Below are 23,428 nucleotides of genomic sequence, written 5' to 3'. Positions count from 1 at the left end.
GTTTTTTGCAGCGGGGAGATTACCGGCGGAGAGATTGTGATGTTGCAGCGAATTGTTTCGGCTCTGGCAGCGTTGGTCTTGGCACTCGGACTCGGGTTCATCGTCAGCAGCAACGCTGTTGCTGCACCCACGCCCATGGGTGGTGGTTCGGGCATCATCATCGACAATCAGCTGGTCTGTACGTTGACCACTATCGGTCACGACAACGGCGGCAGACTCGTAGGTATCACCGCAGGTCACTGCGGTGGTCCTGGATCGTTCGTGATCCCGGAAAGCAACGAGGACGCAGGCGTGGTCGGCACGTTCGTCGAGTCGAACCCGGACCTGGACTACGGGGTCATCCAGTTCGATCCGGGCAAGGTCACACCAGTTCGAACGGTGGGCGCGGCAACCATCACCTCGATCGGCGCTCCAGCCAGCTTCCCGGCCACAGCCTGCAAGGAAGGCCGTACGACGGGCACGACCTGCGGCGTCGTCTGGGGAGACCTGAGCGCCGACGCATCCACCTGGACTCAGATCTGCGTCGACCACGGTGATTCGGGAGCCCCGGTCACGGTCGGGACGACGCTGGTCGCGATGGTCAACGCCTACCTCTGGGTGCCGTGCCTGGGGCCGGAACTCGGCACCAACATGACCTCCATCGTGGACACGATCAATGCCCACGGAGGTGTCGGCGCCGGGTACCGGCCGATCTAGCGGCGGGCTGGGATCAGCCGCACACTGCTCCACCCGAGGCTGATCCCACGAGCTTGGAGTACTTGGCCAACACACCACGTGTGTAGCGAGGCGGCAACGGCTCCCAGCCCTTCTTGCGGGCTTCCAATTCGGAGTCGTCGACCAACAATTCGAGTTGTCCGGTACCCACGTCGAGCCGGATCTGATCGCCGTCGCGAACGAACGCGATGGGACCGCCGTCGACGGCCTCGGGCGCAACGTGTCCGACACACAGGCCGGTGGTGCCGCCCGAGAATCGTCCGTCCGTCAGCAGCAGGACGTCCTTGCCGAGACCCGCGCCCTTGATCGCGCCCGTGATGGCCAGCATCTCGCGCATGCCGGGACCACCCTTCGGGCCTTCGTAGCGGATGACGACAACGTCACCGCCGGTGATGGTGCCGTCCTCGAGAGCATCCATCGCGGCGCGCTCGCGTTCGAAAACCCGTGCAGTGCCGACGAATACATCAGACTCGAATCCTGCCGACTTGACCACCGCGCCGCCGGGCGCGAGTGACCCCTTCAAGATCGTGATGCCTCCGGTGGGGTGAATGGGCTTGTTCATCGCCCGCAGGACCTTGCCGTCCGGATCGGGCGGGGTGATGTGCGCGAGATTCTCCGCCACGGTCTTACCGGTGACGGTCAGGCAATCTCCGTGCATGAGTCCCGCGTCGAGCAATGCCTTCATGATCACGGGGACGCCGCCGATACGGTCGACGTCCGTCATGACGTGCTTTCCGAAAGGCTTGACGTCGGCGAGGTGCGGGACCTTCGCGCCGACGCGAGCGAAGTCGTCGAGCGTCAGCGGGACGTACGCTTCGTGCGCGATCGCGAGGAGATGGAGCACCGCATTGGTGGATCCGCCGAATGCCATGACTACTGCAATGGCGTTCTCGAACGCTTCCTTGGTGAGGATGTCCCTCGCGGTGATACCTCGACGCAGGAGTTCGACAACGGCTTTGCCGCTCTCGCGGGCGAAGCCGTCGCGGCGACGATCCGGTGCGGGCGGTGAAGCGCTGCCGGGCAGCGACATTCCCATGGCCTCGGCGGCGCTGGCCATCGTGTTTGCCGTGTACATGCCGCCGCACGCGCCTTCGCCCGGGCAGATCGCCCGTTCGATGGTGTCGACGTCGGCGCGGCTCATCAGCCCACGCGAGCAGGCGCCAACCGCCTCGAACGCGTCGATGACGGTGACTTCCCGCTCACTGCCGTCGGAAAGTTTGGCGACGCCGGGGAGGGTGGAGCCGGCGTAGAGGAACACGCTGGCGAGGTCGAGGCGGGCCGCCGCCATCATCATGCCGGGCAACGACTTGTCGCAGCCGGCGAGAAGGACCGATCCGTCGAGACGCTCGGCCTGCATGACGGTCTCGACGCTGTCCGCGATCACTTCACGGGAGACGAGGGAGAAGTGCATGCCCTCGTGCCCCATCGAAATGCCGTCGGAGACGGAGATAGTGCCGAATTCGAGAGGGAACCCGCCGGCTTCCCGTACGCCCTCCTTGACGGCCTTGGCCAGGCGATCGAGGGACAGGTTGCATGGCGTGATTTCGTTCCAGGACGAGGCGACGCCGATCTGCGACTTGACCCAGTCGTCGTCGCCCATTCCTACTGCACGCAACATGCCGCGCGCTGCGGTCTTTTCGAGTCCGTCGGTGACGTCACGACTTCTGGGCTTGATGTCGGGTTCGGTCATTTTCCAAGCATAGGCGTCAGCGGGGTGTGTTTCCGGCAGACGAGCGACTCGACTTGCCGACAAACGCCGTCCGTCGTGAATAGACTCGTCGCATCGCAGTTGGGGCTGAGTGTGCAGGTGATTGACGTACAGGGGGATTCACGTGGAGTCGGAACTGACTTCGGCTTTCGGATTTGCAGTTCTGGCCGCCTTCTTGACCGGTAGTGGTGTCTTCCTGGTCGTTCTGACGGTTCTGCACGAGATTGCCCGGTGGAAGGGCCGCTTCGTATCGGTGTGGGTGACTTTCTTTGCCGCTCTGCTGATACTGCCCATCCTGTTCGGCGCGTTGATCGCAGGTTATTCCGCGTTTTCCGAGGTCGACGGGTCCGAGGCTCTGCTTCCGCCGGCGTTCTGGATCCTGATCGCGGCCGGGGGTGCACTCGGCGGTTACATCGGAGTCAAGGTCGGTGTGGTTCGAGGCTCGGCCCTCGATTACCGGTTGTGATCGGGATCGACTCGATCAAACTTCCAGAGAAGCGCAGGCGAAGCCTGGGTGAACATCCCGAAGCTCTCTTGAACGCCCGTTCAGGTGCGGGTTCACTCCTAGCGTGCACACGAATGCCTTCGATCGAATATCCAGACGTGGCCTGCTGCAGGGATCGGCGGCCCTTGCCGGCGCAGTAGGTCTCGGTGTCGCTTCGGCGAGCCACGCCGGTGCCGAGGTTCCGGGTGGCAGCCCGGGCTTCGCGCACGGCGTGGCATCCGGTGACCCGTTGCCGGATGCGGTGATCATCTGGACCCGCATCACCCCGACGGCAGACGCGACGCCCGGTTCCGGCGTCGGGCCGGCGGTGACTCTCAACTGGCAGGTCGCGACCGATGAGGGGTTCGCGAGCGTCGTTGCGTCCGGAAGTGTTGCTGCTTCGGCGGATTCCGATCACACCGCGAAGGTCGACGTCACCGGACTCGATTCGTCGACGACGTACTGGTACCGATTCACTGCGGGTTCGGCTGTTTCTCCGGTGGGCCGCACCCGCACGGCTCCGTCGAACTCGGCAGATCTCGATCGTCTCCGCTTCGGCGTGGTGTCCTGCTCCAACTGGGAGGCGGGGTATTTCGGTGCCTATCGTCACCTCGCGTTCCGCGAAGACCTCGACGCGATCATCCACCTCGGTGACTACATCTACGAGTACGGGCAGGGGGAGTACGGCGCGAGAAACGGATCCGTTCGCCTTCACGAGCCGGCCCACGAGATCATTTCGCTGGCCGACTACCGAATTCGGCACGCGCAGTACAAGACAGACCCGGATCTGGCAGCTCTGCACCTGAAGCTCCCGTTCATCACCACGTGGGACGATCACGAATCGGCCGACAACGCGTACCGGGACGGCGCCGAAAACCACACTCCCGGTGTCGAAGGTGACTGGGTAGATCGAAAGGCCAACTCGGCCAAGGCATATTTCGAGTGGATGCCCGTCCGCCCGTCGGGTAGTGGTTCGAGCGTTCAGCTGTATCGTCGGTTCCGCTTCGGGAATCTGGCCGAGATCTCGATGCTCGATCTGCGTACTTACCGCGACGAGCAACCGACCATGAAGCAGGTCGACGATCCGTCGCGCACCATTACCGGACGCGCACAGATGGATTGGTTGACCAACGGAATCGTCACCTCCCCGACGCAGTGGAAGGTCGTCGGCAATCCGGTCATGATCACGCCCTGCGTGTTCCCGCCGCTGGAACCGGCGACCACCGCGGCGTTGACCGAACTGGTGGGTGTGCCGCAGGCCGGTGTCCCGTACAACACGGATCAGTGGGACGGGTACACCGCCGACCGCACCAGGCTTTTCGACGCGATCACCTCGAACGGTGTGGACAACACCGTCTTCATCACCGGTGACATCCACACGTCGTGGGCCTGCGACCTACCGACCAACGCCGCCAACTATCCGGGTGGGCCGACCGTCGGCGCCGAGTTCGTCGTCCCGTCGGTGACGTCGCCCAATATCGACGACATGCTGAAAGTGCCACCGCGCACGGTAACCGTTGCGGCAGAAGAAGCATTCAAGGCCGTGAACCGACACGTGCGGTACGTCGAACTGGATTCGCACGGCTACGGCGTATTCGAAATCGCCCGCGAAGGTACTCAGATGGACTGGTACTACGTCGACGATCTCACCAATCCGCAGAGCAATGCGCACTACGCCGTGAGCTACCGTCTTCCGGCAGGCGCGGGCAGTAGAGTCTCACCCACCTCGGCCGCCCTCGATCAGGCCTCGTACCGACCAGGAGTCGACCAGTGAGTATCGAAGTTTCGCGTCGTAGCGTTCTGATCGGTGGAAGTGTTGTCGCCGGAACGGCATTGCTCGGAACGCCCGCTCGCGCGAGTGTTCCCACCAGCGCCGGAATCCCAGACCTGGACGTGCATGTCATAGTCGTCGACGGCATGCGGCCGGACGAGCTGCGATCGGAGCTCACCCCGACGCTGACCGGGCTTGCGGCCGGCGGTATCCACTACCCGGACGCCAGTGCCATCACGATCGCAGAGACGCTGCCGAACCACACGGCGATGATGACGGGAGTGCTGCCGGCGCGTTCGGGTGTACCCGCCAACTCCGTCTACGATCCGGCCATCGACAAGAAGCGTGACCTCGATCGGCCTTCCGACCTGCAGGCATCGACGGTTCTGGATCGGGTGCGCACCGAACTCGGATTGACCACTGCGAGTGTGCTGTCGAAGCGCTACCTGCACGGGTTGTTCGGTGACCGCGCCTCACTGGTGTGGGATCCGCAGCCGCTCGTTCCCGGTACCGAGCATGCGCCGGACAACTTCACGATCGACGCCTTGATCCGTATCGTCGGCGGGAACTCGCCGCGGCTCTCGTTCACCAACCTCGGTGACGTCGATCGGGTCGGGCACCTGGATCTGTCCGGTCCGTCCGTCCGGATCGCTCGCACGGCTGCACTTCAGAACACCGACAACCAGGTTCGCCGCTTCGTCGACTTCCTTCATGACACGGGGCGCTGGAATCGGAGCATTCTGATCGTGTTGGCCGACCACTCGATGGACTGGTCGGAGCCCGCGCGGCTCATCGGCTTGGATCGACCGCTGAACGCGGACCCGTTGCTGGCAGGCAAGATTCGAATCGCCCAGAACGGTGGCGCAGACCTGATCTACTTCGTCGGACCCGATGGCGAACGGGCGGAAGCCGTCAGCCGGATTCAGCAGATCGTGGATGGTGTGGACGGCGTCGAATCCAGCCACCTCCCCGCCGAATTCGATCTCGGCACCAATGCCGGTGACGTCGTTGCGTTTTGCGCTCAGGGCTGGCGGTTCAGTGATCCGACTCCACTGTCCAACCCGATTCCCGGCAACCACGGTCATTTCGTGACACTGCCCATCCCGTTCTTCCTCAGCGGCGGGCATCCCGCTCTCGACGGTGGACGGAAGATCGACACGCAGGCTCGCACGATCGACGTCGCACCGACGGTTGCGGCTCTGCTCGGCCTCGGTGCACCTGCCGGCGGCTGGGACGGCGTCGCTCGCACGACGGGTGTGTCGCTGAACGTCTAACGAGGATCGCGACCGGTCAGGGCAATCAGCTTGTCCTGCAACGACGCATCGTCAGGAAGATCGACGGGAGCGGAAAACAGACCGCTCTCGGCGAGCATGTCGCGCTGCCCGTCGAGGTCGGACCAGACGGCCTCGACGAGGTCTGGATCGAGTCGCTCGTCTGCTCCGACCGCTCGCGCAAGGTCCCAGGTGTGGATGGTGACGTCCGAGGTCTGCTGGCGCAGATAGGGTTCCACCTTCACCGTGCCGTACGAGAGGTGAACGTGGGCACTGAGGTCCGTCGATTTCCACGCCTTGATGGCGGCATCGGAGTACTTCTGCCATTCGGTCCACAGGTCGTCCCCGACGGGAACGATGTCCGGTGTCGCCTCGCCGACCGTCAGTCCGGCCAGGAGCGGCGGTACCCACTGCTGCTCCTCGATGACGTGGCGGACGAGGTGTTCGACGTGCCAGTCGGAGTCGGGCGTGGGTGCGTTCCAGTCCTCGACCGCAGCGAGTCGTGAACCGAATTCGCGGTGGGCGGTGAGTACGAGTTCGAGCCAATCGAATGCCATCACTCGAGGGTAACCCGATCAGCGTGACGTTAATCGGTGCGTGAGGCTTCGATTCGGTGAAGACTGTCGGGGTTGTCGCTCAGTCGAATCGAGGAGTTTTCATGACCGTCCCCACCGTCACTCTGGCCGAAGGTCTCACTGTCAGCGCCCAGGGATACGGCGCGATGTCCGTCGCCCCGGTCTACGGCCCGGTGGATCCGGCCGAGGCGCTCGCCACGCTGCACCATGCGGTGGACATCGGGATCACGTTCATCGACACCGCCAACGTGTACGGCGAGGGCTCGAGCGAGCGTGCGGTGGGAGAGCTTCTCAAAGACCGCCGGGACGAAGTGCAGTTGGCGACCAAGTTCGGTCTGGTCGGCAACATCGCCAACGGTCAGCGCGGGATCAACGGAGACCCGGCTTACGTGCCGCGGGCACTCGACGAGTCTCTGGGACGACTCGGCGTCGATCATGTCGACCTCTACTACTTGCACCGGGTCGACCCGAACGTGCCGATCGAAGACACCGTCGGCGCGATCGCGGAGCAGGTGAAGGCGGGCAAGGTCCGCAACATCGGCCTGTCCGAGGCGACCGGCGATGAACTGCGTCGTGCGTACGGGGTGCATCCGATCGCGGCGATCCAGTCGGAATGGAGCATCTGGAGTCGGGACGTCGAGAACAAGGTAGTACCCACCGCCGCGGAACTCGGAGTCGGATTCGTGCCCTTCTCACCTGTGGGCCGAGGCTTCCTGGCGGGATCGTTCGATGCGGAGACGCTCGGTGACAACGACCTGCGCCGACGCTTCCCACGCTTCTCGGACTCCGCGCTCCCTGCTAATCAGAAGGTTCTCGACGTGGTCCGCGCCGTCGGTGAGGAGCTCGGCGCGACGCCTGCACAGGTTTCCCTGGCATGGCTCGATGCCAAGGGCCGTCAGCACGGGTTGCCTTCCGTTTCGATTCCCGGCACGCGGTTCGCTGCACGAGTCACGGAAAACGCCGGAGCGTTGGACATCGTTCTGAGCGAAGACCAGATCGCTCGCCTCGACTCCCTCGCCGCGATTACCGAAGGCCTCCGTTCGGCTGATTTGAATTGGGTCTCTCAGGGCCGCGAATAATCATGTCCTGAGCCTTGCGAAAGACAGGAGTAACATACAGACCCGATGAAAAAAGTGTGGTTGGTCTGGGGTGTCGGTGTTTTTGCCTACGTGATCGCCGTGCTTCACCGCACTTCGTTCGGCGTCTCGGGTCTGTCTGCTGCTGATCGGTTCTCGATCTCGCCCAGCGTTCTGTCGAGCTTCGTCGTGCTGCAGATCGTTGTGTACGCCGGCATGCAGATTCCGGCGGGAGTCCTCCTCGACCGCTACGGTTCGCGGATCATGATCGCAGTCGGTGCGTTCATCATGATGTCCGCGCAGTTGGCTCTCGCCTTCACCGAATCGCTGCCCGTCGCGATCGGTGCACGTATTGCCGTCGGTGCCGGGGATGCACTCACCTTCATCTCGGTGTTGCGGTTGGTACCGCAGTGGTTCCCGCCCCGGCAGGTGCCGTTGGTCTCGCAGTTCACGGGCATCCTCGGTCAGCTGGGCCAGGTGATGTCTGCGCTTCCGTTCATGTTGCTGTTGTCCGGACCGGGCTGGACTTTTGCCTACGGCAGCGCTGCCGCTGTCGGACTGTTGGCGTTTGCGCTGGCGTTGAGTGTCATCCGCGACGCGCCTCCCGGTGCCGACGTGGTCGCCGTGCCGGCGGGCGCCAAGGAGATCGGGCGACAGATCAAGACGGTGTGGATGCGGCCCGGCACCCGACTCGGGTTCTTCAGCCACATGGGGACTCAGTTCTCGATCACGACGTTCGCGCTGCTGTGGGGTGTGCCGTACCTGAAATCGGCTCAAGGCCTCGACTCCACGACGGTCGGCTCGCTGCTGACGCTGTCAGTCATCTCGGCAATCGTGGCCGGCCCGATCCTCGGTATTCTCACCGGTCGCTATCCCATGCGTCGATCGTGGTTGGTTCTCACCATCATGGTGGCCAGCGCGCTCATGTGGACGATCGTGCTTTCACGAAGCGAACCGTCTCCGCTCTGGTTGTTGACGATCCTGGTGGTCGTCATCTCGGTGGGTGGGCCGGGTTCGGTGATCGGCTTCGACTACGCGCGCACATCCAATCCGAGTTCGGCGATGGGCACCGCGCAGGGCATGGTCAACATCGGGGGATTCCTCGCTTCCCTCATCGTGATTCAAGTGATGGGCGTCATCCTCGGGCACATGGGCGGGTACACGTTCGACGGATTCCGTGTCGCCTGGATGGTGCAATATCCGGTTTGGATTCTCGGTATCGTCGGTGTGCTCGTTACCCGAGGCAAAGCCCGGCGAGCCCTCGCAGCAGAAGGCGTACACGTACGGCCGATTCGCGAAGTCATTCGTCGCAACAAATAACTCGATCGCATCGGGTAATTCATCCCCTGCGGGTGAGGTTCCCAAGCGTCCGAGCCACCAGGCTTGATGGATGAACGACGCAATGAACATCGGACCGGTCGAGCTCGTGGTGCTGGCATTCCCAGGTTCAACTGTGGATCCTGAAGCTGTCGCCGCGCTGCAGAACGTGGTGGAACGAGGTTTTGTCACTCTGCTCGACCTCGTGTACATCGCCAAGGACGCGGACGGACAGGTGTCGCAGATCGATGTCGACGAAGATCTCACCGACATCGGACTGGCGATTCTGTCCATCGAAGCCAAGGCATTGATCAGTGACGAGGACCTGGACGTGGTCCGTGAGTCACTCGAACCAGGAACGTCCGCCGCAGTCATCGTCTACGAGCAGACGTGGGCGCGTGAGCTCGCGTCGACGGTTCGCGGTGGCGGCGGCGACGTAGTCCTTCACGTTCAGATACCGCGCGAGGTAGTCGTCGCAGCGGTCGAAGCAGCATTTCAGTAGCGACAATTACCCAAGGAGTTCGGCATGGTTTTTCGAGGTGGACGCAGAGGGCGGCCGGGGTTGCTCGGCACGGTGGCGCGCACGGCGGTAGTGGCTGGAACCGCAAAGGCGACGTCCAACGCCATGGATCGACGGAGTCAACGAAAGGCCAGCGAGCAGCAGCAGGAATATCAGCAGGAGTACCAGCAGCAACAGCCGCCGCCGCAGCAGCAGGTCGCCCCCGTGCAGTCCGTTCCCCCTTCAGGCGCGGACGATCTGGTCTCCAAGCTGCAGGAGTTGGGACAGCTTCATCAGTCCGGCGTGTTGACCGATGCCGAGTTCGCGGCGGCAAAGGCGCAGTTGCTGAGCTAGCCCTGCTGTTCTCTTCAATTGCGGCAATGCGCATTGCCGCAATTCGGCGTGAAAGGCTGACTTATGATCGACCCACGTGCGGCATCGGCCGCAATCGAAGCCGCGAACGCCCGAGTCGCCGAGACTCTACCGTTCTCCGACGACGCCGACTTCACCGAGGCGAAGCGGGGTTTCGTCGCCGCACTCGATCCGGGGCTGGTTTCCGATTCGGACGGAAAAGTCCTGTGGAACAACGATTCCTACGCGTTCCTTGACGAGGACTGCCCGCCAACGGTCAATCCGAGCTTGTGGCGTCAGTCGAAGTTGGTCGCCAAGCAGGGACTCTTTGCGGTGACGGATTCGATCTATCAGATTCGCGGACTTGATCTGTCGAACATGACGTTGATCGAGGGAGATACCGGAATCATCGTCATCGATCCACTGATCTCCCGGGAAACCGCTGCTGCCGGGCTCGCGTTGTACCGGGAACACCGTGGTGATCGACCGGTTGTCGCGGTGATCTACACGCATTCGCACATCGACCACTTCGGCGGGGTCAAAGGTGTGACCACCGACGACGACGTCGCCGCCGGGCGATGCGTGATCGTCGCACCCACCGGGCTCGTGGAGCACGCGGTCGAGGAAAACGTCTATGCGGGAACGGCAATGGCTCGACGCGCGGCCTACATGTACGGAGCGGCCTTACCCCGAGGTCCCCGAGGTAGCGTCGGAGCCGGGTTGGGGCAGACCACCTCAACCGGCACACCGACGCTCATTTCGCCGACGGTGTCGATCTCGAAGACAGGTCACACGGAGACGATCGACGGCGTTCGGATCGAATTCCAGATGACGCCCGGAACCGAGGCCCCGTCCGAGATGAACTTCTACTTCCCGGATTTGCGCGCACTGTGTATGGCGGAGAACGCAACTCATACTCTCCACAACCTGCTCACGCTTCGCGGTGCCCTGGTACGAGATCCGCATGTCTGGTCTGCGTACCTGACGGAATCGATCAATCGTTACGCCTCACGATCCGACGTTCTGTTTGCGTCCCACCACTGGCCGACGTGGGGGACCGAACGGCTCACCGAGTTCCTGTCATTGCAGCGCGACCTCTACGGGTACCTTCACGATCAGACACTTCGTCGAATCAATCAGGGGTGGACCGGTCTCGAGATCGCCGAATCGATCGAGCTGCCAACTGCATTGGCGCAAGCGTGGCACACGCACGGGTACTACGGTTCCGTCAGTCACAACGTCAAATCCATCTACCAGCGATACATGGGTTGGTTCGACGGTAACCCTGCGCATCTGTGGGAGCATCCACCCGTCGAATCGGCCAAGCGTCACGTGGAGTTCATGGGCGGATCAGCAGAAGTGTTACGGAAAGCTCGGGAATCGTACGAGCGCAGCGACTTTCGCTGGGTTGCGCAGGTGGTGAACTACGTGGTCTTCGCTGAACCGGACAACGTCGAGGCCAAGAATCTGCAGGCCGATACCTTCGAGCAACTCGGGTACGGCGCCGAGAACGGCACATGGCGGAACTTCTACCTCACCGGTGCATACGAACTGCGCAACGGCTCAGTGGGGACGCCCACGGTTGCCGCGGCGCCCGACATCACCGCAGCGCTGTCGGTAAGTCAAGTCTTCGATGCAGTATCGCTGCGCGTGGATGGAGTGCGCGCAGCGGGCTCGCACATCGTCGTCGATTGGAACATCACTGACGAAAACATCGTTCACCGAACGGAACTCAGCAACGGAGTTCTGATCCATTTCGACGTGGAAAGTGGGTCTGCAGATGCTGGGTCTGTGGATGCGATGTTCAGTTTGAGTCGGCGCGACTTACTCGGTGTGCTGCTCGGTGGTGTGGACTTGGGTGCCGAGATTGCGAATGGAACCATCTCGGTTTCCGGCGACCCGGCGAAGCTCGCAGAACTTGCCGGATACCTCGACGAGCCGGATCCGAACTTTGCGATAGTCACTCCGACCTAGCGCTGTATCAGTCGTGAACGAGCCTGTAATTCAACAGGTCTCGAGTCGCGCACCTTTTTGAAGTTGTCCGTTTTGTCTCTGGTTCTCGAAAGTATGTTCGATTAAACTTTCGGCATGGATAGTCGGGGAGCGTGGCAGCTGGACGGTGAGGGCCTCAAGAGTGAGGTTCTGGCTCTGGTGCGCGTCCGGCACGAGCTGCAATCGCGGATGGTGTTGCTGATCGTGGAGATGTTTCCCGTGAGGTTCTCGGCGGGAAGGGTTTTCGGGCGATCGCGCAGTGGTTGCACGGGTCGACGAATCTGGAGATCGGTGAGTGCAGTCTGCTGGTCGGGTTGGCGCGGTTGCTGATGCTCGAACCCGTGGTGGGCGATGCGTTTCACCGCGGTGACGTGGATGCGTTGAAAGCCCGTCAGGTGGCGTCGTTTTGTCAGCATCCACCGAAGAACATGACCCTGGCGGATGTGGACAAGGCCCGCGGAATCCTGCTTGGCCTGGCGTCGAAGAACATCGCCGATTGTGATGCGGTGCGAGCAGCGATCCGCCGAATCGAGAAGCAGTACGGCAAGCGCGAAGACGGCGTTCCGGTTGGTGAGGATTCGGAGCGTAACGAGTTCTACGCGTCGAAAGGGTTGTACGGGCGAGTGTCGGTGAAGGGTGATCTGGATGCTGTGAACGGGGCCCGGTTGATCACGTTGTTGTCGAGCCTGTCTGCGCCGACGCCGGAGAAGGACGGGGTCAAGGACACCCGCACGCCGGCGCTGCGGCGCGCGGACGGGTTCTGCGAACTACTGCGGCGGTACGAGCGGGCGGGGTTGGGTCCGATCGAAGGCGGAGTGAAACCGCACATCACGGTCACCGCCAGCGCAAAAGACATGACAGACCTCAAGGCGTTGAAAGACCTCCTGCCGTCCACCGAGGAGTTGGGTTTCGCGTGGGCGGATTGGGTGGGCCCCATCAGTATCGATACCGCGCGGATGTTGGCGTGCGACTGCACCGTGACGCGGATTTTGTTGGACGAGAATGGTGTTCCACTCGACTGCGGCAAGGAAGCGAGAACGGCGACGGTTCCGCAGCGGCGGGCGTTGGCGGTTCGTGATGGTGGTTGCGCGTTTCCGGGATGTGGGACGCCGTCGGGGTGGTGCGATGCCCATCATATTGTTCACTGGAACGATGGTGGCCCAACGGATCTCGACAACCTGATCTTGTTGTGCGGCCATCACCACCGGACACTGCACCACACCGAATGGCGGGTGGAGATCGGCCCGGATCGGAAAACGGTGTTCTATCCACCGATGTCGATCGATCCGTATCAACAGCCGATCGGCGGGAACAGCCCACCCACAGCGGCGTGAACCGCGACAACTGAAGACGTGAGCACCGGGGCACAACCATGCCCCGGTGCTTGCTCAATCCAGTATTTACTCAAGACAACGTGATGTCGGCAATCAGGCCGTGGTGATCGGATCCCTCGATCTCGATCCGTTCCAAGGATGTCGCCACGGCGCCTTTCGTGATGATGTGGTCGATACCGACCACCGCCGGATACCGCTTGTCGGTCGGATAGGTCGGGATCAGGCCGGAACCCAATTGGTCGGCGGCGCTGGTATATCCGTTCGTGAGAAGATTCCGGAACTGTTTGTTCGAGTACGACGCGTTGAAGTCGCCGCTCACTATCACGTTGTCCCGCCCGGCGACTTTGTCCATGTAAGACCCAAGCCTTCGCTGCTCGTCCGCCCACACCGAAGCCGGTGAGATGTACGCCGGTGCCGGATGCACGGCGAACAATGTGACTGGCTGCGCCAAGCCGACATTCAGTTCTGCGGACAGCGTTTCGGGTGAGAATCCGTCGAGGCTACGCGGATTGGAGAGTGGAAAGCGACTGTAGATTCCGGCCCCGCCACCGCCGTCGGTGTACGGGACGAGGAATTGGTGGCTCAGAACCTCGTCAAGCCCGGCGGCTTCGAGCGCGTCGGCTTCCTGGTACGTCAACTCCTGGACCGTCACCACGTCGACGTTGCGCTCGCGGACCATCGCCACAAGCGACTCCGGATCCGCTGCACCGACCATCAAGTTGGCCTGCATGATTCGAATCGATGGACCGTTCGCAGACGTCGACTCCCCAGTTCCGCCGATGTACAGCGGGCTCACAGACCATCCGAACAACCCAAGGACGAGGATCGAGGCGGCGCACACGATCCACTGACGCCCGATACCCGAGACGACGGCACCGATCAGCGGAGCAATCATCAACAAGGGCGCCACTGACGCCAGAACGATCACGATGTTGTGATCGACGTCCAACTGAGTTGCGATCAAGGCAACCAAACCAGTCACGATGCCGGCCACACCGGCCACGGCCGAAAGGCGGCGAAGAACCAGTCGACGAGGGGTCACGGCATCGGGTTGCATGACGTCCATGGAAGCAGAAGAGCGTCGTAGCTCCGGGAAACTGCAGGTGGAGTCGGTGTGCCCTACTGTTTGCGCCCTATTGTTGCGGATACGGAAGGTGGCTGCTGCTGTTCTCACTGACGGAGATCGAGCGGCCGAGTTGGGGGAAGGCGCGTTGAGAGCACGCTGGCCTGTCACAGACTTTGCACCCCGCGCCGATCGGCACGATGGTCGCGGGGTCGTCCGTCTGAATTCCGTGTGAGTAGACCATGCGATCGGCGTAGCCGATGTCGCAACCGAGTCCGACGGCGAAGTTGCGCTCGGGTGCGAGGTACCCGAGTCCGCCGCTGTGGGTAGTGCGCGCCACCCAGAGGTATGTCCGGCCGTCGGGCATCTTCGCGACCTGAGTGAGGATGCGACCTGGGCTCGCGAATGCCTCGTGGATGACCCACAGCGGGCAGCTGCCTCCGACTCTGGAGAAGTGAAAGGCGGTAGCAGACTGACGCTTCGAGATGTTTCCGGCGCGATCGGTTCGGACGAAGAAGAAAGGGATGCCGCGTTGGCCGTGTCGTTGGAGAGTGGACAACCGGTGGCAGACTGTCTCGAAGCCGACCTCGAACTTGAGGCTGAGCAGGTCGATGTCGTACCGCAAGGCCTCAGCGGATTGCAGGAATTGGGTGTACGGGAGTAGCAGTGCGCCGGCAAAGTAGTGTGCGAGTCCGACGCGAGCCAGCGCTGCGGACTCGGCGCTCAATGATTCATCCTCGGCGACAAGGGAATCGATCACGTCAGCCTGCGTGAAGAAGGCCAACTGCATTGCGATCTGGAACGCGCGTTGTCCTGCCGACAGACGACGGGCGAGTGTGAGGACCGACTTGTTCGGATCGTAGTAACGCTTGGGGCCGAGCTTGTCGGGTTCGTCGGTACGGATCGTCACGGTGACGCCGTGCTGATCGCGAAGTAGTCGTGCCAGTTGCAAATCCACTGCACCCACGGACAATCCGTTGTCCAGAAACATCTGCTCGGCAGCGTCGTCCAGAACGGCGATGTGATTCTTTCGGTCGTAGAAGAAGTCCCGAACTTCCTCGTAGGGCATCGGTACGAGTGACACATCGGACGCTGGTTCGCCGGACAACTGCGTCGAGAACTGGTCCAACTGCTCTGTCGCGGCGTGAAGGCGGCGGTGCAACATCACGAGGGTGCGTCCGACCGCCGGCATGCGGGCCACCAATTCGTCCACCTCGGCCAGAGATACGTCTCCAGATTCCGAAGTTTCGGCCAAGGCGTGATGAACGTCCGCAACCAGGCGTGCGTCGGAATCGGAGGCGAAGAATTGCACGTCGAGATCGAACTCGGCGTTGAGCTTGAGAAGGACGGGCACCGTCAGCGGTCGTTGATCGTTCTCCAGTTGATTGACATAGCTGGGGGAGAGTTCGAGTGCCTTCGCCAGTGCGGACTGTGACAGGTTTCGTTCCTCCCGCAGCCGTCGCAGCCGCGCTCCCGCGTACATCTTCTTCATCGAATCTCCTCGGTGCCGATCGCGTTCACCCTACCGAGAAGCTATTCGCAACATTCGCAACATTGCAGCATTGTCATTGCACAAATAGGCAATTGCGAGGGCCTATCCCGAGGTGAATGAGCTGCGTAGCGTGCAAATAGATACCGAAGAACGTGAGAAGAGGACCGATGAAGACGCATCTCGTACGCACTCACCGCTCTGCCGAAGAGTTCCCCAAGGAAGACCACCTCGCGTGGAAGATCGCGGAAGTTGCGACGGATTCCGTCGACGTCACGGACGCCACATCCGACATGATCGTCAACCGGATCATCGACAACGCGGCAGTTGCCGCAGCTTCCCTGGTGCGCCGTCCCGTGGTGAATGCGCGGGCGCAAGCACAGTCGCATCCGTATACGCCAGGCTCCACCGTGTTCGGTATCCCCGGTACGTTCTCGCCTGAATGGGCCGCCTGGGCCAACGGTGTCGCGGTTCGTGAACTCGATTTCCACGACACGTTCCTCGCCGCCGAGTACTCGCACCCCGGAGACAACATCCCGCCGATCCTCGCCGTCGCTCAGCACACCAGCCGTGACGGTCGAGACCTGATTCGTGGTCTGGCGACCGGCTACGAGATCCAGATCGACCTGGTTCGGGCTATCTGCCTGCACGAGCACAAGATCGACCACGTCGCACACCTCGGCCCCTCGGCTGCGGCAGGTATCGGAACTTTGCTGGGCCTGGGCACCGAGACGGTCTACCAGGCAATCGGCCAGGCGCTGCACCTCACGACGGCGACACGTCAGTCCCGCAAGGGCGAGATCTCCAGTTGGAAGGCGTACGCGCCTGCGCTGGCAGGCAAGGTTGCCGTAGAGGCGGTCGACCGCGCGATGCGCGGTGAGGGCGCACCGTCACCGATCTGGGAAGGCGAAGACGGCGTCATCGCCTGGCTACTCGGTGGCCCGGACAAGGAGTACCACGTTCCGCTGCCCGGTTCGGGTGAGGCGAAGCGCGCCATCCTCGACTCGTACACCAAAGAACACTCCGCGGAGTACCAGAGCCAGGCGCCGATCGACCTCGCTCGCCGAATGCGTTCTCGTGTCGGTGATCTCGACCAGATCGCGTCGATCGTCCTGCATACCAGTCACCACACCCACGTCGTCATCGGCACCGGTTCCGGCGATCCGCAGAAGTTCGACCCGACCGCCTCGCGTGAAACCCTCGACCACTCGGTGATGTACATCTTTGCCGTTGCGCTACAGGACGGTACGTGGCACCACGAACATTCCTACGCGTCCGAGCGTGCACAGCGCGCGGACACGATCGAGCTGTGGAACAAGATCTCCACGCGCGAAGATCCCGAATGGACACGCCGTTACCACTCGACGGATCCGGACGAGAAGGCTTTCGGTGCTCGCGCCGAGATCACCTTGAAGAGCGGCGAAGTCATCGTCGACGAGCTTGCGGTGGCCGATGCGCACCCGCTCGGCGCACGTCCGTTCGCTCGCGATCAGTACGTCGCGAAATTCCGCACCCTCGCCGAGGGCGTCATCGAGCCGAGCGAACAGGACCGCTTCCTCGATGCGGCTCAGCGCACCGCCGAATTGAAGGCAGGCGAACTCGATCAGCTGACCTTCACCGTTTCCGAAGACGTTCTCGCTCGGGCTCCCAAGGTCGCCAAGGGACTTTTCTGATGTCGGGCCTCATCGCAGCAGCGACGTCTGCAGCCGACAAGCGGATTGCCTTCCGGGCCGGGCTGACGTCCGGAAAGATTCAACGACTCCCGGGTGCGATCAATCCGCTGACAGCCAGACTGATTCAGGAAATCGGGTTCGAGGGTGTCTACGTTTCAGGTGGTGCGTACTCCGCCGGATTGGCGCTTCCCGACATCGGACTGACCACCTTGACCGAGGTCGCCGGCCACAGCAAGCAGATCGCGCGCGTCACGGACCTCCCGACGCTCGTCGACGCGGACACCGGTTTCGGTGAACCTATGAGCGCGGCCCGCACGGTCACGATCTTCGAGGACGACGGAATAGCCGGTCTGCACCTCGAGGATCAGATCAACCCCAAACGCTGCGGGCACCTCGACGGCAAAGCAATTGTGCCCACCGAAGACATGGTTCGCCGTGTTCGTGCTGCAGTGTCGGCGCGTCGTGACCCGAACTTCGTCATCTGCGCGCGCACCGATGCTGCCGGAATCGACGGTATCGACGCGGCGATCGAGCGAGCAAAGGCCTATGTGGATGCCGGTGCCGATCTGATCTTCACCGAAGCTCTTGCCACCGAGGCCGACTTCGAGAAGTTCCGCGCAGCAGTCGACACTCCGCTCCTCGCCAACATGACCGAGTTCGGGAAGTCGAATCTCATTTCGGCGAAGACGTTGGAAGAGATCGGTTTCAACGCCGTCATCTACCCCGTGACCACCCTTCGGCTGGCGATGTTCGCTATCGAAAAGGGTCTGCGCGAGATTTTTGCGGAGGGCACGCAAGAAGGACTGCTCGGCGAAATGCAGCATCGCAGCAGGTTGTACGAGATTCTCGAGTACGAGCGCTACAACGAATTCGACAGTGGCATTTTCAATTTCAGCTTGGAGGGGAGTAGGACATGACCGAACAGATTCCGACGATCTACAAGGGCTTGGCCGGAGTTGTCGTCGATACGACGGCTATCTCCAAGGTAGTGCCCGAGACGAATTCGTTGACGTATCGCGGTTACGCAGTGCAGGACCTTGCCGCGAACTGCAGCTTCGAAGAAGTTGCGCACCTGCTCTGGTACGGCGAACTGCCGACTCCCGAGCAGCTCGAATTACTCTGCCTGCGTGAGCGTGCGGCCCGTCGTGCCGACCGCTCACTGCTCTCACTCCTGACCAAGATGCCGGACAACTGCCACCCCATGGATGTTGTCCGCACGGCGATCAGCTACCTCGGCGCCGAGGATCCGGCGGAGGACGACAACTCGGAGAAGGCCAATCTGGCCAAGGCGCTGCGGATGACGGCTGTGCTGCCGACCATCGTCGCAGCCGATTTCCGCCGCCGGCGCGGTCAGGATCCCATCGCGCCGCAGTCGGACCTGGGTTTCGCCGAAAACTTCTTGAACATGTGTTTCGGTGCTGTTCCGGAGTCGGCGATCGTGAAGGCCTTCGAGGTCTCGCTGATCCTGTACGCGGAGCACTCCTTCAACGCCTCGACGTTCGCCGCTCGTGTTGTGACGTCCACACTTTCGGACATCTACAGCGCAGTGACCGCTGCTATCGGCACGCTCAAGGGCCCGTTGCACGGCGGTGCAAACGAAGCTGTCATGCACGACATGCTCGAGATCGACGACCCCGACCGCGCCGAAGCCTGGATGTCGGAGAAGTTGGCTGCCAAGGAGAAGGTCATGGGCTTCGGGCACCGCGTCTACAAGAACGGTGATTCGCGTGTTCCGACCATGAAGCAGGCCCTCCTCGACGTCGCGGCAGCGACCGACGGCGAGAAGTGGGTGCAGATGTACGAGATCCTCGAGAAGACCATGGTCAGTGCCACCGGAATCAAGCCGAATCTCGATTTCCCCACGGGCCCTGCATATTTCCTCATGGGCTTCGACGTCGAGATGTTCACGCCGATCTTCGTGATGAGCCGCATCACCGGATGGACGGCGCACATCATCGAGCAGGGGCAGTCGAATGCACTGATCAGGCCGCTGAGCCAGTATTCGGGCGTGCCACAGCGCACAGTCGTGGCATGACACTTTTTGCTGTCGTGGCATGACACCCCTTTGATACTGCGTCGGCGAGGTTCGGTTCTGGCATCACCGTCTCCTGGCCTCGTCGACGCTTCTCCGTTCGCACTATCTGCAACTTTGCATCGAGAATTCGCAAAGATATTCAAGTGCAATGTGTTTCGACTTTTCTCTACCGGAAATAACGTGAGTGTCATGACTGAAACGCACGAAGAAATCTTGATCATCCGTCGTGGCGAGACCCTCGACGTCGTGTTCAACCGGCCGGAAAAGCGCAACGCATTGACCCCGCAGATGTACGACGCCATTGCCGGAGCCTGCCGGCGCGCCGACTCCGACCGCGAGATTCGGTTGCTCACTCTCCGAGGTGCTGGGGGAGAGGCGTTCTCGGCGGGCTCCGACATTGGCCACTTTCAAACCTTCTCGAGCTTTCACGACGGGCTCGACTACGAAAGCCGGTTCGTCGGCGTACTGACCGAACTCGAGAAAGTGAGGGTTCCCACCCTCGCGGTCATCGACGGTGTGTGCGCGGGAGCAGGGCTGTTGCTGTCGGCAGCGTGCGATGTGCGGATCGCGACGCAGGGGTCACGCTTCTGCCTACCGATCGCGCGCACACTCGGAAACTCGTTGTCGATCCATTCCGTGGCGTTGCTGGCGGACAGGATCGGCAGTTCGCGTCTGATGTCGTTGATCGCTCGGGCTGGGGTGATGTCGAGTGGCGAGGCTCTGCGGAGCGGCTTCCTCAGCGACTGTGCAACAGAGTCCGAGTTCGCGCCCCTGACTGCCCAGGTATCTCGCGATCTACTTGCCGCCGCCCCGATGACCGTCTGGACTATTCGGGAGTCCCTGCGACGCATCAGAACCCGAGTGATTGCCGACAACGATGATCTGATGAGCATGATCTACAGCAGTGACGACTTCAAAGCCGGCGTCGACGGTTTCCTTCGCGGGGAACGACCGGTGTGGGCCGGCGTGTAGTTCGGCGGTAGAACCACAGGCTTGCGTTGGAGCGCGCTCTAACCCCTAGCGTTGCCGACCATGACAACAAAGACCTGGATCATCACTGGAGTTTCTCAGGGTTTCGGCCGTGAACTCGCACTGTCTGCACTTCGATCGGGGGACGCGGTAGTCGCTGCAGTTCGTCGTCCCGAGTCCGTTGCAGATATTGCGTCGGCGAATCCGGATCGGTTCTCGGCGGTGACGTTCGACGTCAGAGATACCGCAGCGGCTCCGGGCGTCGTCGAATATGCGCTCGAGCGCTTCGGTCGCATCGACGTGCTGGTCAACAATGCCGGTCGTGGGATGGTCGGCGCGGCGGAGATGGTGGACGATTCGACCTTGCGGGATCTCATGGAACTGCACCTGATCGGACCCGCCGCGATGGTGCGCGCCGTCCTCCCGTCGATGCGAGAGCAGGGCAGCGGGACGATCGTGCAGATGAGCAGTCAAGGCGGCCGTATGTCGTTTCCCGGTGTCGGGGCGTACTCGGCGTCGAAGTTCGCTCTCGAGGGTTGGTCGGAGGCTCTCGCCGGTGAGGTCGCGCAGTTCGGCGTTCGGGTGATGATCGTCGAGCCCAGCCGATTCCGTACAGCATTCAACACGCCTGGCGTTCTGAGCTTCGCCGAATCATCATCGGAATACCGTGATTTGCTGGATCCCGTTCTGCGGGACATGGCGGCCGCAGACGGTGTTCAGGAGGGTGATCCGGAGAAAGCAGCAGAGATCATCACCTCGCTCGTGCACAGCGAGAATGTGCCACTTCGTCTGCCACTCGGAAAGGAAGCCGTGGAGCGTGTCTCCGCGTCGTATCGGAAGAATCTCGCCGAGGTATGCGTCTGGGCCGACCTGGCTCGCAGTGCAGACTTCGCGGATGCTGCCGGCCCTGTCCGCCCGTTCTAGGCTGAGAGTCATGGCTACGGAAGACTTGATGCGTAAGGCACTCGAGGCACTTGGGGAAGTGGACGGGCCAATGTCGATCGAGGTGATTCACCGACTCGTCGATGCAGGGGACGTTCAGGAGCCGATGTCGATCGCCGAAGTCTCGGACCTGCTGGATGTCTCGGCACATACGCTGCGCTACTACGAGAAGATCGGTCTGGTCGAGGTCGATCGTGACTCGAGCGGACATCGTGTGTACGGTCCGGAATCTGTTCGCAGGCTGGTGTTTCTGACCCGCATGCGTATTTCAGGTATGGCGATTCGCGACCTGCAGCACTACGTCGAACTGGTCGACGCCGGTGAAGGGACAATTCCGGAGAGGCTCGACATGCTGCTCGAGCACCGGGACACCGTTCGTCGGCAGATCAAGGAGCTCACGTTGTCTTTGGCTGCGACGGAGTACAAGATTGCGACGTACGGCGGGCGGACCGGAGAGCAGGATATTTAGCCGAGTGAAACCGGAAGCAACCCTCGCGGGGTCTCTTGAGCGATCTGGTTCAGCGCAGACTCCAACGTCGGAAATTGATACTGGAAGCCGCTGTCCGCGAGCACCCCTGGTGAAACCCAGCGACTCTTCGTTACCAGTTCAGCCTCGGTGCGGATGATTCGTGCGCCGAACTCGAGCATCCAGCCCGGCGTCGGAAACCCATATTGTCGGCCAAGTTTCGCTCGTACCATCCGCATCATGTCGGTGTTGGTTACCGGATACGGGGATGCGATATTGACCGGGCCTGAGATCTCCGGATTCTCGTAGACGTGGATGATCGCGCGAATGACGTCGGCGATGTGAATCCAGCTGAACATCTGTCGGCCGTCGCCCATTCGTCCGCCGAAGCCCATTCGGGCGAGGTTGACGAACGGATTGATCGCCCCACCGCCGGCTCCGAGGACGATCGACATCCGAAGTGCCACTTTGCGAACAGGCGTTGGGGCTGAGAACAATTCGTGTTCCCACGCTCGCGCGACCGCTACGGAGAATCCCTTACCCAGCTCTCCGTTCTTCTCGTCCATCGGTCGATCTCGTGCGTCTCGGTAGATCGTGCCGGTACTGGCATTCGCCCAGAGTGAGGGTGGCTGCGGCGTGCGGGTCAGCGCACGACCCAACAGTGCAGTCGTTTCCACTCGGGAGGAGAAGATGTCGTCGGCATTGCGCTTGTTGTAGCGGCAGCTCACGGAGCGGCCGGCGAGGTTGACGAGCAGATCCGTGCCGCTGAGTACATCGGCGACGCCGTGCTCGTCGGACCACGTGGCATCGCTCGTTCCTCCCCGGCCGATCGTCCGAACGTCGACCCCGTTGGATTCGAGCGTTCGAAGAAGGTGTTGGCCTACGTAACCCGACGCACCACAGACAACAACGGTCTTCATGGTTTTGTGTTCCCCTCTGCAGAAACGACTTTTGTCATCAGGGCGGCGACATCGCCGACCAGACCTCGTGCCACTGGCAGCCGGGCGAGGGTGAGCGCTTTCGCGATGATCGGTACCAGGCCGTCGACGAGGGATCGGGTACGAGTTTGCCCCGGAGACGCGTCGGTGACCCAGTGCAGCGTCACGCCCAGATAGCTGAGCCACAAGAGCGTGGGGAGCTGGGTCTCCAATGACGCCGGCGTCTTCTGCTTCGACGCCGCCAGTGCTTCACGCATCAATTCGACGGCCATCGATCTCGCATCGGTCGACTCGGCCGAGAACGGGCTGGACTGTGATGTGGTGGGCAGGGCAACGTGCAGAAACGTGCTGCCGAAGCCGTGATAGGGCCCCATGACATCGAGTCCGGTGTGCAGAACAATCCTGAGATTTTCTGTCAGTGACCCACCTTCGCGAAGGAGTGGAAGCGCCCGCGCGCGGTGATCGCGTTGGATGACGAGATACAGCTCGTTAACCAGTTCGTCTTTGCTGGCGAAGTAGTAGTAGGCGTTCCCGAGCGAGACCTCTGCCTCATTTGCGATCTTGCGCATGGTCGTCGCTGCGAAGCCTTCGTCGCGGAAGAGCCGCAATGCTGTTTCCACCAGCTTTTCCCTGGTCTCGATCCCGCGACTACCCATCGACACTCCTTCTTTGAACATGTTCAAGTGCAGCGTACGCCCTGGAGTTGAACACGTTCAAGAGTGGATCTGTTGCGTGAAAGATAATAAGCGCGCATACTAAAT

Annotated in this window: 21 protein-coding genes and 1 pseudogene; 16 read left to right on the top strand and 6 right to left on the bottom strand. The window is 61.9% G+C overall.

The window, feature by feature from the left end:
* Positions 1-39 precede the first annotated feature (39 nt).
* On the top strand, positions 40-696 hold the full coding sequence (locus tag AC1Q6C_RS04745) for a S1 family peptidase (protein WP_007732621.1): 657 nt from the start codon (positions 40-42) through the stop codon (positions 694-696).
* Between the two features lie 13 nt (positions 697-709).
* On the opposite strand, the gene ilvD is transcribed toward AC1Q6C_RS04745, so the two are convergent.
* Positions 710-2,404: a dihydroxy-acid dehydratase gene (ilvD, locus tag AC1Q6C_RS04740; RefSeq protein WP_003940201.1), complete on the bottom strand. Its 1,695-nt coding sequence runs from the start codon at positions 2,402-2,404 to the stop codon at positions 710-712.
* A gap of 142 nt (positions 2,405-2,546) precedes the next feature.
* Between ilvD and AC1Q6C_RS04735 the strand changes: the two genes are divergently transcribed.
* The 3 genes from AC1Q6C_RS04735 to AC1Q6C_RS04725 all read left to right on the top strand — a co-directional run bounded on the left by AC1Q6C_RS04735 (position 2,547) and on the right by AC1Q6C_RS04725 (position 5,951).
* Positions 2,547-2,888, top strand: a complete 342-nt coding sequence (locus tag AC1Q6C_RS04735; protein WP_003940142.1) for a hypothetical protein — start codon at positions 2,547-2,549, stop codon at positions 2,886-2,888.
* A gap of 103 nt (positions 2,889-2,991) precedes the next feature.
* Positions 2,992-4,680 carry an alkaline phosphatase D family protein gene (locus AC1Q6C_RS04730; protein ID WP_007732613.1) on the top strand — a complete coding sequence of 563 codons (1,689 nt, stop codon included), beginning with the start codon at positions 2,992-2,994 and terminating at the stop codon, positions 4,678-4,680.
* Positions 4,677-5,951: an alkaline phosphatase family protein gene (locus AC1Q6C_RS04725; protein WP_054187442.1), complete on the top strand. Its 1,275-nt coding sequence runs from the start codon at positions 4,677-4,679 to the stop codon at positions 5,949-5,951. The genes AC1Q6C_RS04730 and AC1Q6C_RS04725 overlap by 4 nt, the downstream gene beginning before the upstream one ends.
* Here AC1Q6C_RS04725 and AC1Q6C_RS04720 read toward each other — a convergent pair.
* Entirely contained in the window at positions 5,948-6,505 is a 558-nt protein-coding gene (locus AC1Q6C_RS04720) for a TIGR03086 family metal-binding protein (protein ID WP_020970773.1), read from the bottom strand. The genes AC1Q6C_RS04725 and AC1Q6C_RS04720 overlap by 4 nt on opposite strands.
* Before the next feature lie 101 nt (positions 6,506-6,606).
* On the opposite strand from AC1Q6C_RS04720, the gene AC1Q6C_RS04715 reads away from it, so the two are divergent.
* The 6 genes and pseudogenes from AC1Q6C_RS04715 to AC1Q6C_RS04690 all read left to right on the top strand — a co-directional run bounded on the left by AC1Q6C_RS04715 (position 6,607) and on the right by AC1Q6C_RS04690 (position 13,092).
* On the top strand, positions 6,607-7,602 hold the full coding sequence (locus tag AC1Q6C_RS04715) for an aldo/keto reductase (protein ID WP_230359069.1): 996 nt from the start codon (positions 6,607-6,609) through the stop codon (positions 7,600-7,602).
* A gap of 45 nt (positions 7,603-7,647) precedes the next feature.
* Positions 7,648-8,919, top strand: coding sequence for an MFS transporter (locus tag AC1Q6C_RS04710; RefSeq protein ID WP_007732605.1), 1,272 nt, complete (start codon positions 7,648-7,650; stop codon positions 8,917-8,919).
* Positions 8,920-8,989: 70 nt separating this feature from the next.
* Positions 8,990-9,418, top strand: coding sequence for a DUF6325 family protein (locus tag AC1Q6C_RS04705; protein WP_007732604.1), 429 nt, complete (start codon positions 8,990-8,992; stop codon positions 9,416-9,418).
* A gap of 24 nt (positions 9,419-9,442) precedes the next feature.
* Entirely contained in the window at positions 9,443-9,769 is a 327-nt protein-coding gene (locus AC1Q6C_RS04700) for an SHOCT domain-containing protein (RefSeq protein WP_003939954.1), read from the top strand.
* Between the two features lie 63 nt (positions 9,770-9,832).
* Entirely contained in the window at positions 9,833-11,740 is a 1,908-nt protein-coding gene (locus AC1Q6C_RS04695) for an alkyl/aryl-sulfatase (protein ID WP_230359067.1), read from the top strand.
* Positions 11,741-11,854: 114 nt separating this feature from the next.
* A pseudogene (locus AC1Q6C_RS04690) lies at positions 11,855-13,092 on the top strand (HNH endonuclease signature motif containing protein).
* Positions 13,093-13,162: 70 nt separating this feature from the next.
* Here AC1Q6C_RS04690 and AC1Q6C_RS04685 read toward each other — a convergent pair.
* Positions 13,163-14,158 (bottom strand): endonuclease/exonuclease/phosphatase family protein, encoded by a 996-nt coding sequence (locus AC1Q6C_RS04685; protein ID WP_054186495.1) that lies wholly within the window; start codon positions 14,156-14,158, stop codon positions 13,163-13,165.
* A 67-nt stretch (positions 14,159-14,225) separates the two neighbouring features.
* Entirely contained in the window at positions 14,226-15,647 is a 1,422-nt protein-coding gene (locus AC1Q6C_RS04680) for a short-chain fatty acyl-CoA regulator family protein (RefSeq protein WP_003939891.1), read from the bottom strand.
* A gap of 167 nt (positions 15,648-15,814) precedes the next feature.
* On the opposite strand from AC1Q6C_RS04680, the gene prpD reads away from it, so the two are divergent.
* From prpD to AC1Q6C_RS04650, 6 genes are all read left to right on the top strand, one after another.
* Positions 15,815-17,317, top strand: a complete 1,503-nt coding sequence (gene prpD / locus AC1Q6C_RS04675) for a 2-methylcitrate dehydratase PrpD (protein WP_007732586.1) — start codon at positions 15,815-15,817, stop codon at positions 17,315-17,317.
* Positions 17,317-18,234, top strand: a complete 918-nt coding sequence (gene prpB / locus AC1Q6C_RS04670; protein ID WP_042448311.1) for a methylisocitrate lyase — start codon at positions 17,317-17,319, stop codon at positions 18,232-18,234. Before prpD ends, prpB begins: the two co-directional genes overlap by 1 nt.
* Positions 18,231-19,352 carry a bifunctional 2-methylcitrate synthase/citrate synthase gene (locus AC1Q6C_RS04665; protein WP_047269777.1) on the top strand — a complete coding sequence of 374 codons (1,122 nt, stop codon included), beginning with the start codon at positions 18,231-18,233 and terminating at the stop codon, positions 19,350-19,352. Before prpB ends, AC1Q6C_RS04665 begins: the two co-directional genes overlap by 4 nt.
* Positions 19,353-19,541: 189 nt before the next feature.
* On the top strand, positions 19,542-20,324 hold the full coding sequence (locus AC1Q6C_RS04660) for an enoyl-CoA hydratase (protein ID WP_209921823.1): 783 nt from the start codon (positions 19,542-19,544) through the stop codon (positions 20,322-20,324).
* Between the two features lie 60 nt (positions 20,325-20,384).
* Positions 20,385-21,245: an SDR family NAD(P)-dependent oxidoreductase gene (locus AC1Q6C_RS04655; protein WP_230359065.1), complete on the top strand. Its 861-nt coding sequence runs from the start codon at positions 20,385-20,387 to the stop codon at positions 21,243-21,245.
* A gap of 10 nt (positions 21,246-21,255) precedes the next feature.
* The gene (locus AC1Q6C_RS04650) at positions 21,256-21,732 is read left to right on the top strand and encodes a MerR family transcriptional regulator (RefSeq protein WP_054827068.1); all 477 of its coding nucleotides are present in this window, start codon (positions 21,256-21,258) and stop codon (positions 21,730-21,732) included.
* Here the strand turns inward: AC1Q6C_RS04650 and AC1Q6C_RS04645 are convergent.
* Both AC1Q6C_RS04645 and AC1Q6C_RS04640 read right to left on the bottom strand, forming a co-directional pair.
* On the bottom strand, positions 21,729-22,649 hold the full coding sequence (locus tag AC1Q6C_RS04645; RefSeq protein ID WP_050656413.1) for a TIGR01777 family oxidoreductase: 921 nt from the start codon (positions 22,647-22,649) through the stop codon (positions 21,729-21,731). The genes AC1Q6C_RS04650 and AC1Q6C_RS04645 overlap by 4 nt on opposite strands.
* Positions 22,646-23,323, bottom strand: coding sequence for a TetR/AcrR family transcriptional regulator (locus AC1Q6C_RS04640; RefSeq protein WP_151098211.1), 678 nt, complete (start codon positions 23,321-23,323; stop codon positions 22,646-22,648). The genes AC1Q6C_RS04645 and AC1Q6C_RS04640 overlap by 4 nt, the downstream gene beginning before the upstream one ends.
* Positions 23,324-23,428 lie beyond the last annotated feature (105 nt).

The sequence above is a fragment of the Rhodococcus sp. MT28 genome, from assembly GCF_058792695.1.
This window is presented reverse-complemented; position numbering and strand designations above follow the sequence as displayed.

What these genes read in the sequence shown, in the direction of transcription:
- AC1Q6C_RS04645 (WP_050656413.1), bottom strand. Translation starts at nt 22,649, where the DNA reads ATGAAGACCGTTGTTGTCTGTGGTGCGTCGGGTTACGTAGGCCAACAC.
- prpD (WP_007732586.1), top strand. Translation starts at nt 15,815, where the DNA reads ATGAAGACGCATCTCGTACGCACTCACCGCTCTGCCGAAGAGTTCCCC.
- AC1Q6C_RS04710 (WP_007732605.1), top strand. Translation starts at nt 7,648, where the DNA reads ATGAAAAAAGTGTGGTTGGTCTGGGGTGTCGGTGTTTTTGCCTACGTG.
- AC1Q6C_RS04680 (WP_003939891.1), bottom strand. Translation starts at nt 15,647, where the DNA reads ATGAAGAAGATGTACGCGGGAGCGCGGCTGCGACGGCTGCGGGAGGAA.
- AC1Q6C_RS04665 (WP_047269777.1), top strand. Translation starts at nt 18,231, where the DNA reads ATGACCGAACAGATTCCGACGATCTACAAGGGCTTGGCCGGAGTTGTC.
- AC1Q6C_RS04660 (WP_209921823.1), top strand. Translation starts at nt 19,542, where the DNA reads ATGACTGAAACGCACGAAGAAATCTTGATCATCCGTCGTGGCGAGACC.
- AC1Q6C_RS04685 (WP_054186495.1), bottom strand. Translation starts at nt 14,158, where the DNA reads ATGGACGTCATGCAACCCGATGCCGTGACCCCTCGTCGACTGGTTCTT.
- AC1Q6C_RS04705 (WP_007732604.1), top strand. Translation starts at nt 8,990, where the DNA reads ATGAACGACGCAATGAACATCGGACCGGTCGAGCTCGTGGTGCTGGCA.
- AC1Q6C_RS04745 (WP_007732621.1), top strand. Translation starts at nt 40, where the DNA reads ATGTTGCAGCGAATTGTTTCGGCTCTGGCAGCGTTGGTCTTGGCACTC.
- prpB (WP_042448311.1), top strand. Translation starts at nt 17,317, where the DNA reads ATGTCGGGCCTCATCGCAGCAGCGACGTCTGCAGCCGACAAGCGGATT.
- AC1Q6C_RS04720 (WP_020970773.1), bottom strand. Translation starts at nt 6,505, where the DNA reads ATGGCATTCGATTGGCTCGAACTCGTACTCACCGCCCACCGCGAATTC.
- AC1Q6C_RS04715 (WP_230359069.1), top strand. Translation starts at nt 6,607, where the DNA reads ATGACCGTCCCCACCGTCACTCTGGCCGAAGGTCTCACTGTCAGCGCC.
- AC1Q6C_RS04655 (WP_230359065.1), top strand. Translation starts at nt 20,385, where the DNA reads ATGACAACAAAGACCTGGATCATCACTGGAGTTTCTCAGGGTTTCGGC.
- AC1Q6C_RS04650 (WP_054827068.1), top strand. Translation starts at nt 21,256, where the DNA reads ATGGCTACGGAAGACTTGATGCGTAAGGCACTCGAGGCACTTGGGGAA.
- AC1Q6C_RS04695 (WP_230359067.1), top strand. Translation starts at nt 9,833, where the DNA reads ATGATCGACCCACGTGCGGCATCGGCCGCAATCGAAGCCGCGAACGCC.
- ilvD (WP_003940201.1), bottom strand. Translation starts at nt 2,404, where the DNA reads ATGACCGAACCCGACATCAAGCCCAGAAGTCGTGACGTCACCGACGGA.
- AC1Q6C_RS04640 (WP_151098211.1), bottom strand. Translation starts at nt 23,323, where the DNA reads ATGGGTAGTCGCGGGATCGAGACCAGGGAAAAGCTGGTGGAAACAGCA.
- AC1Q6C_RS04700 (WP_003939954.1), top strand. Translation starts at nt 9,443, where the DNA reads ATGGTTTTTCGAGGTGGACGCAGAGGGCGGCCGGGGTTGCTCGGCACG.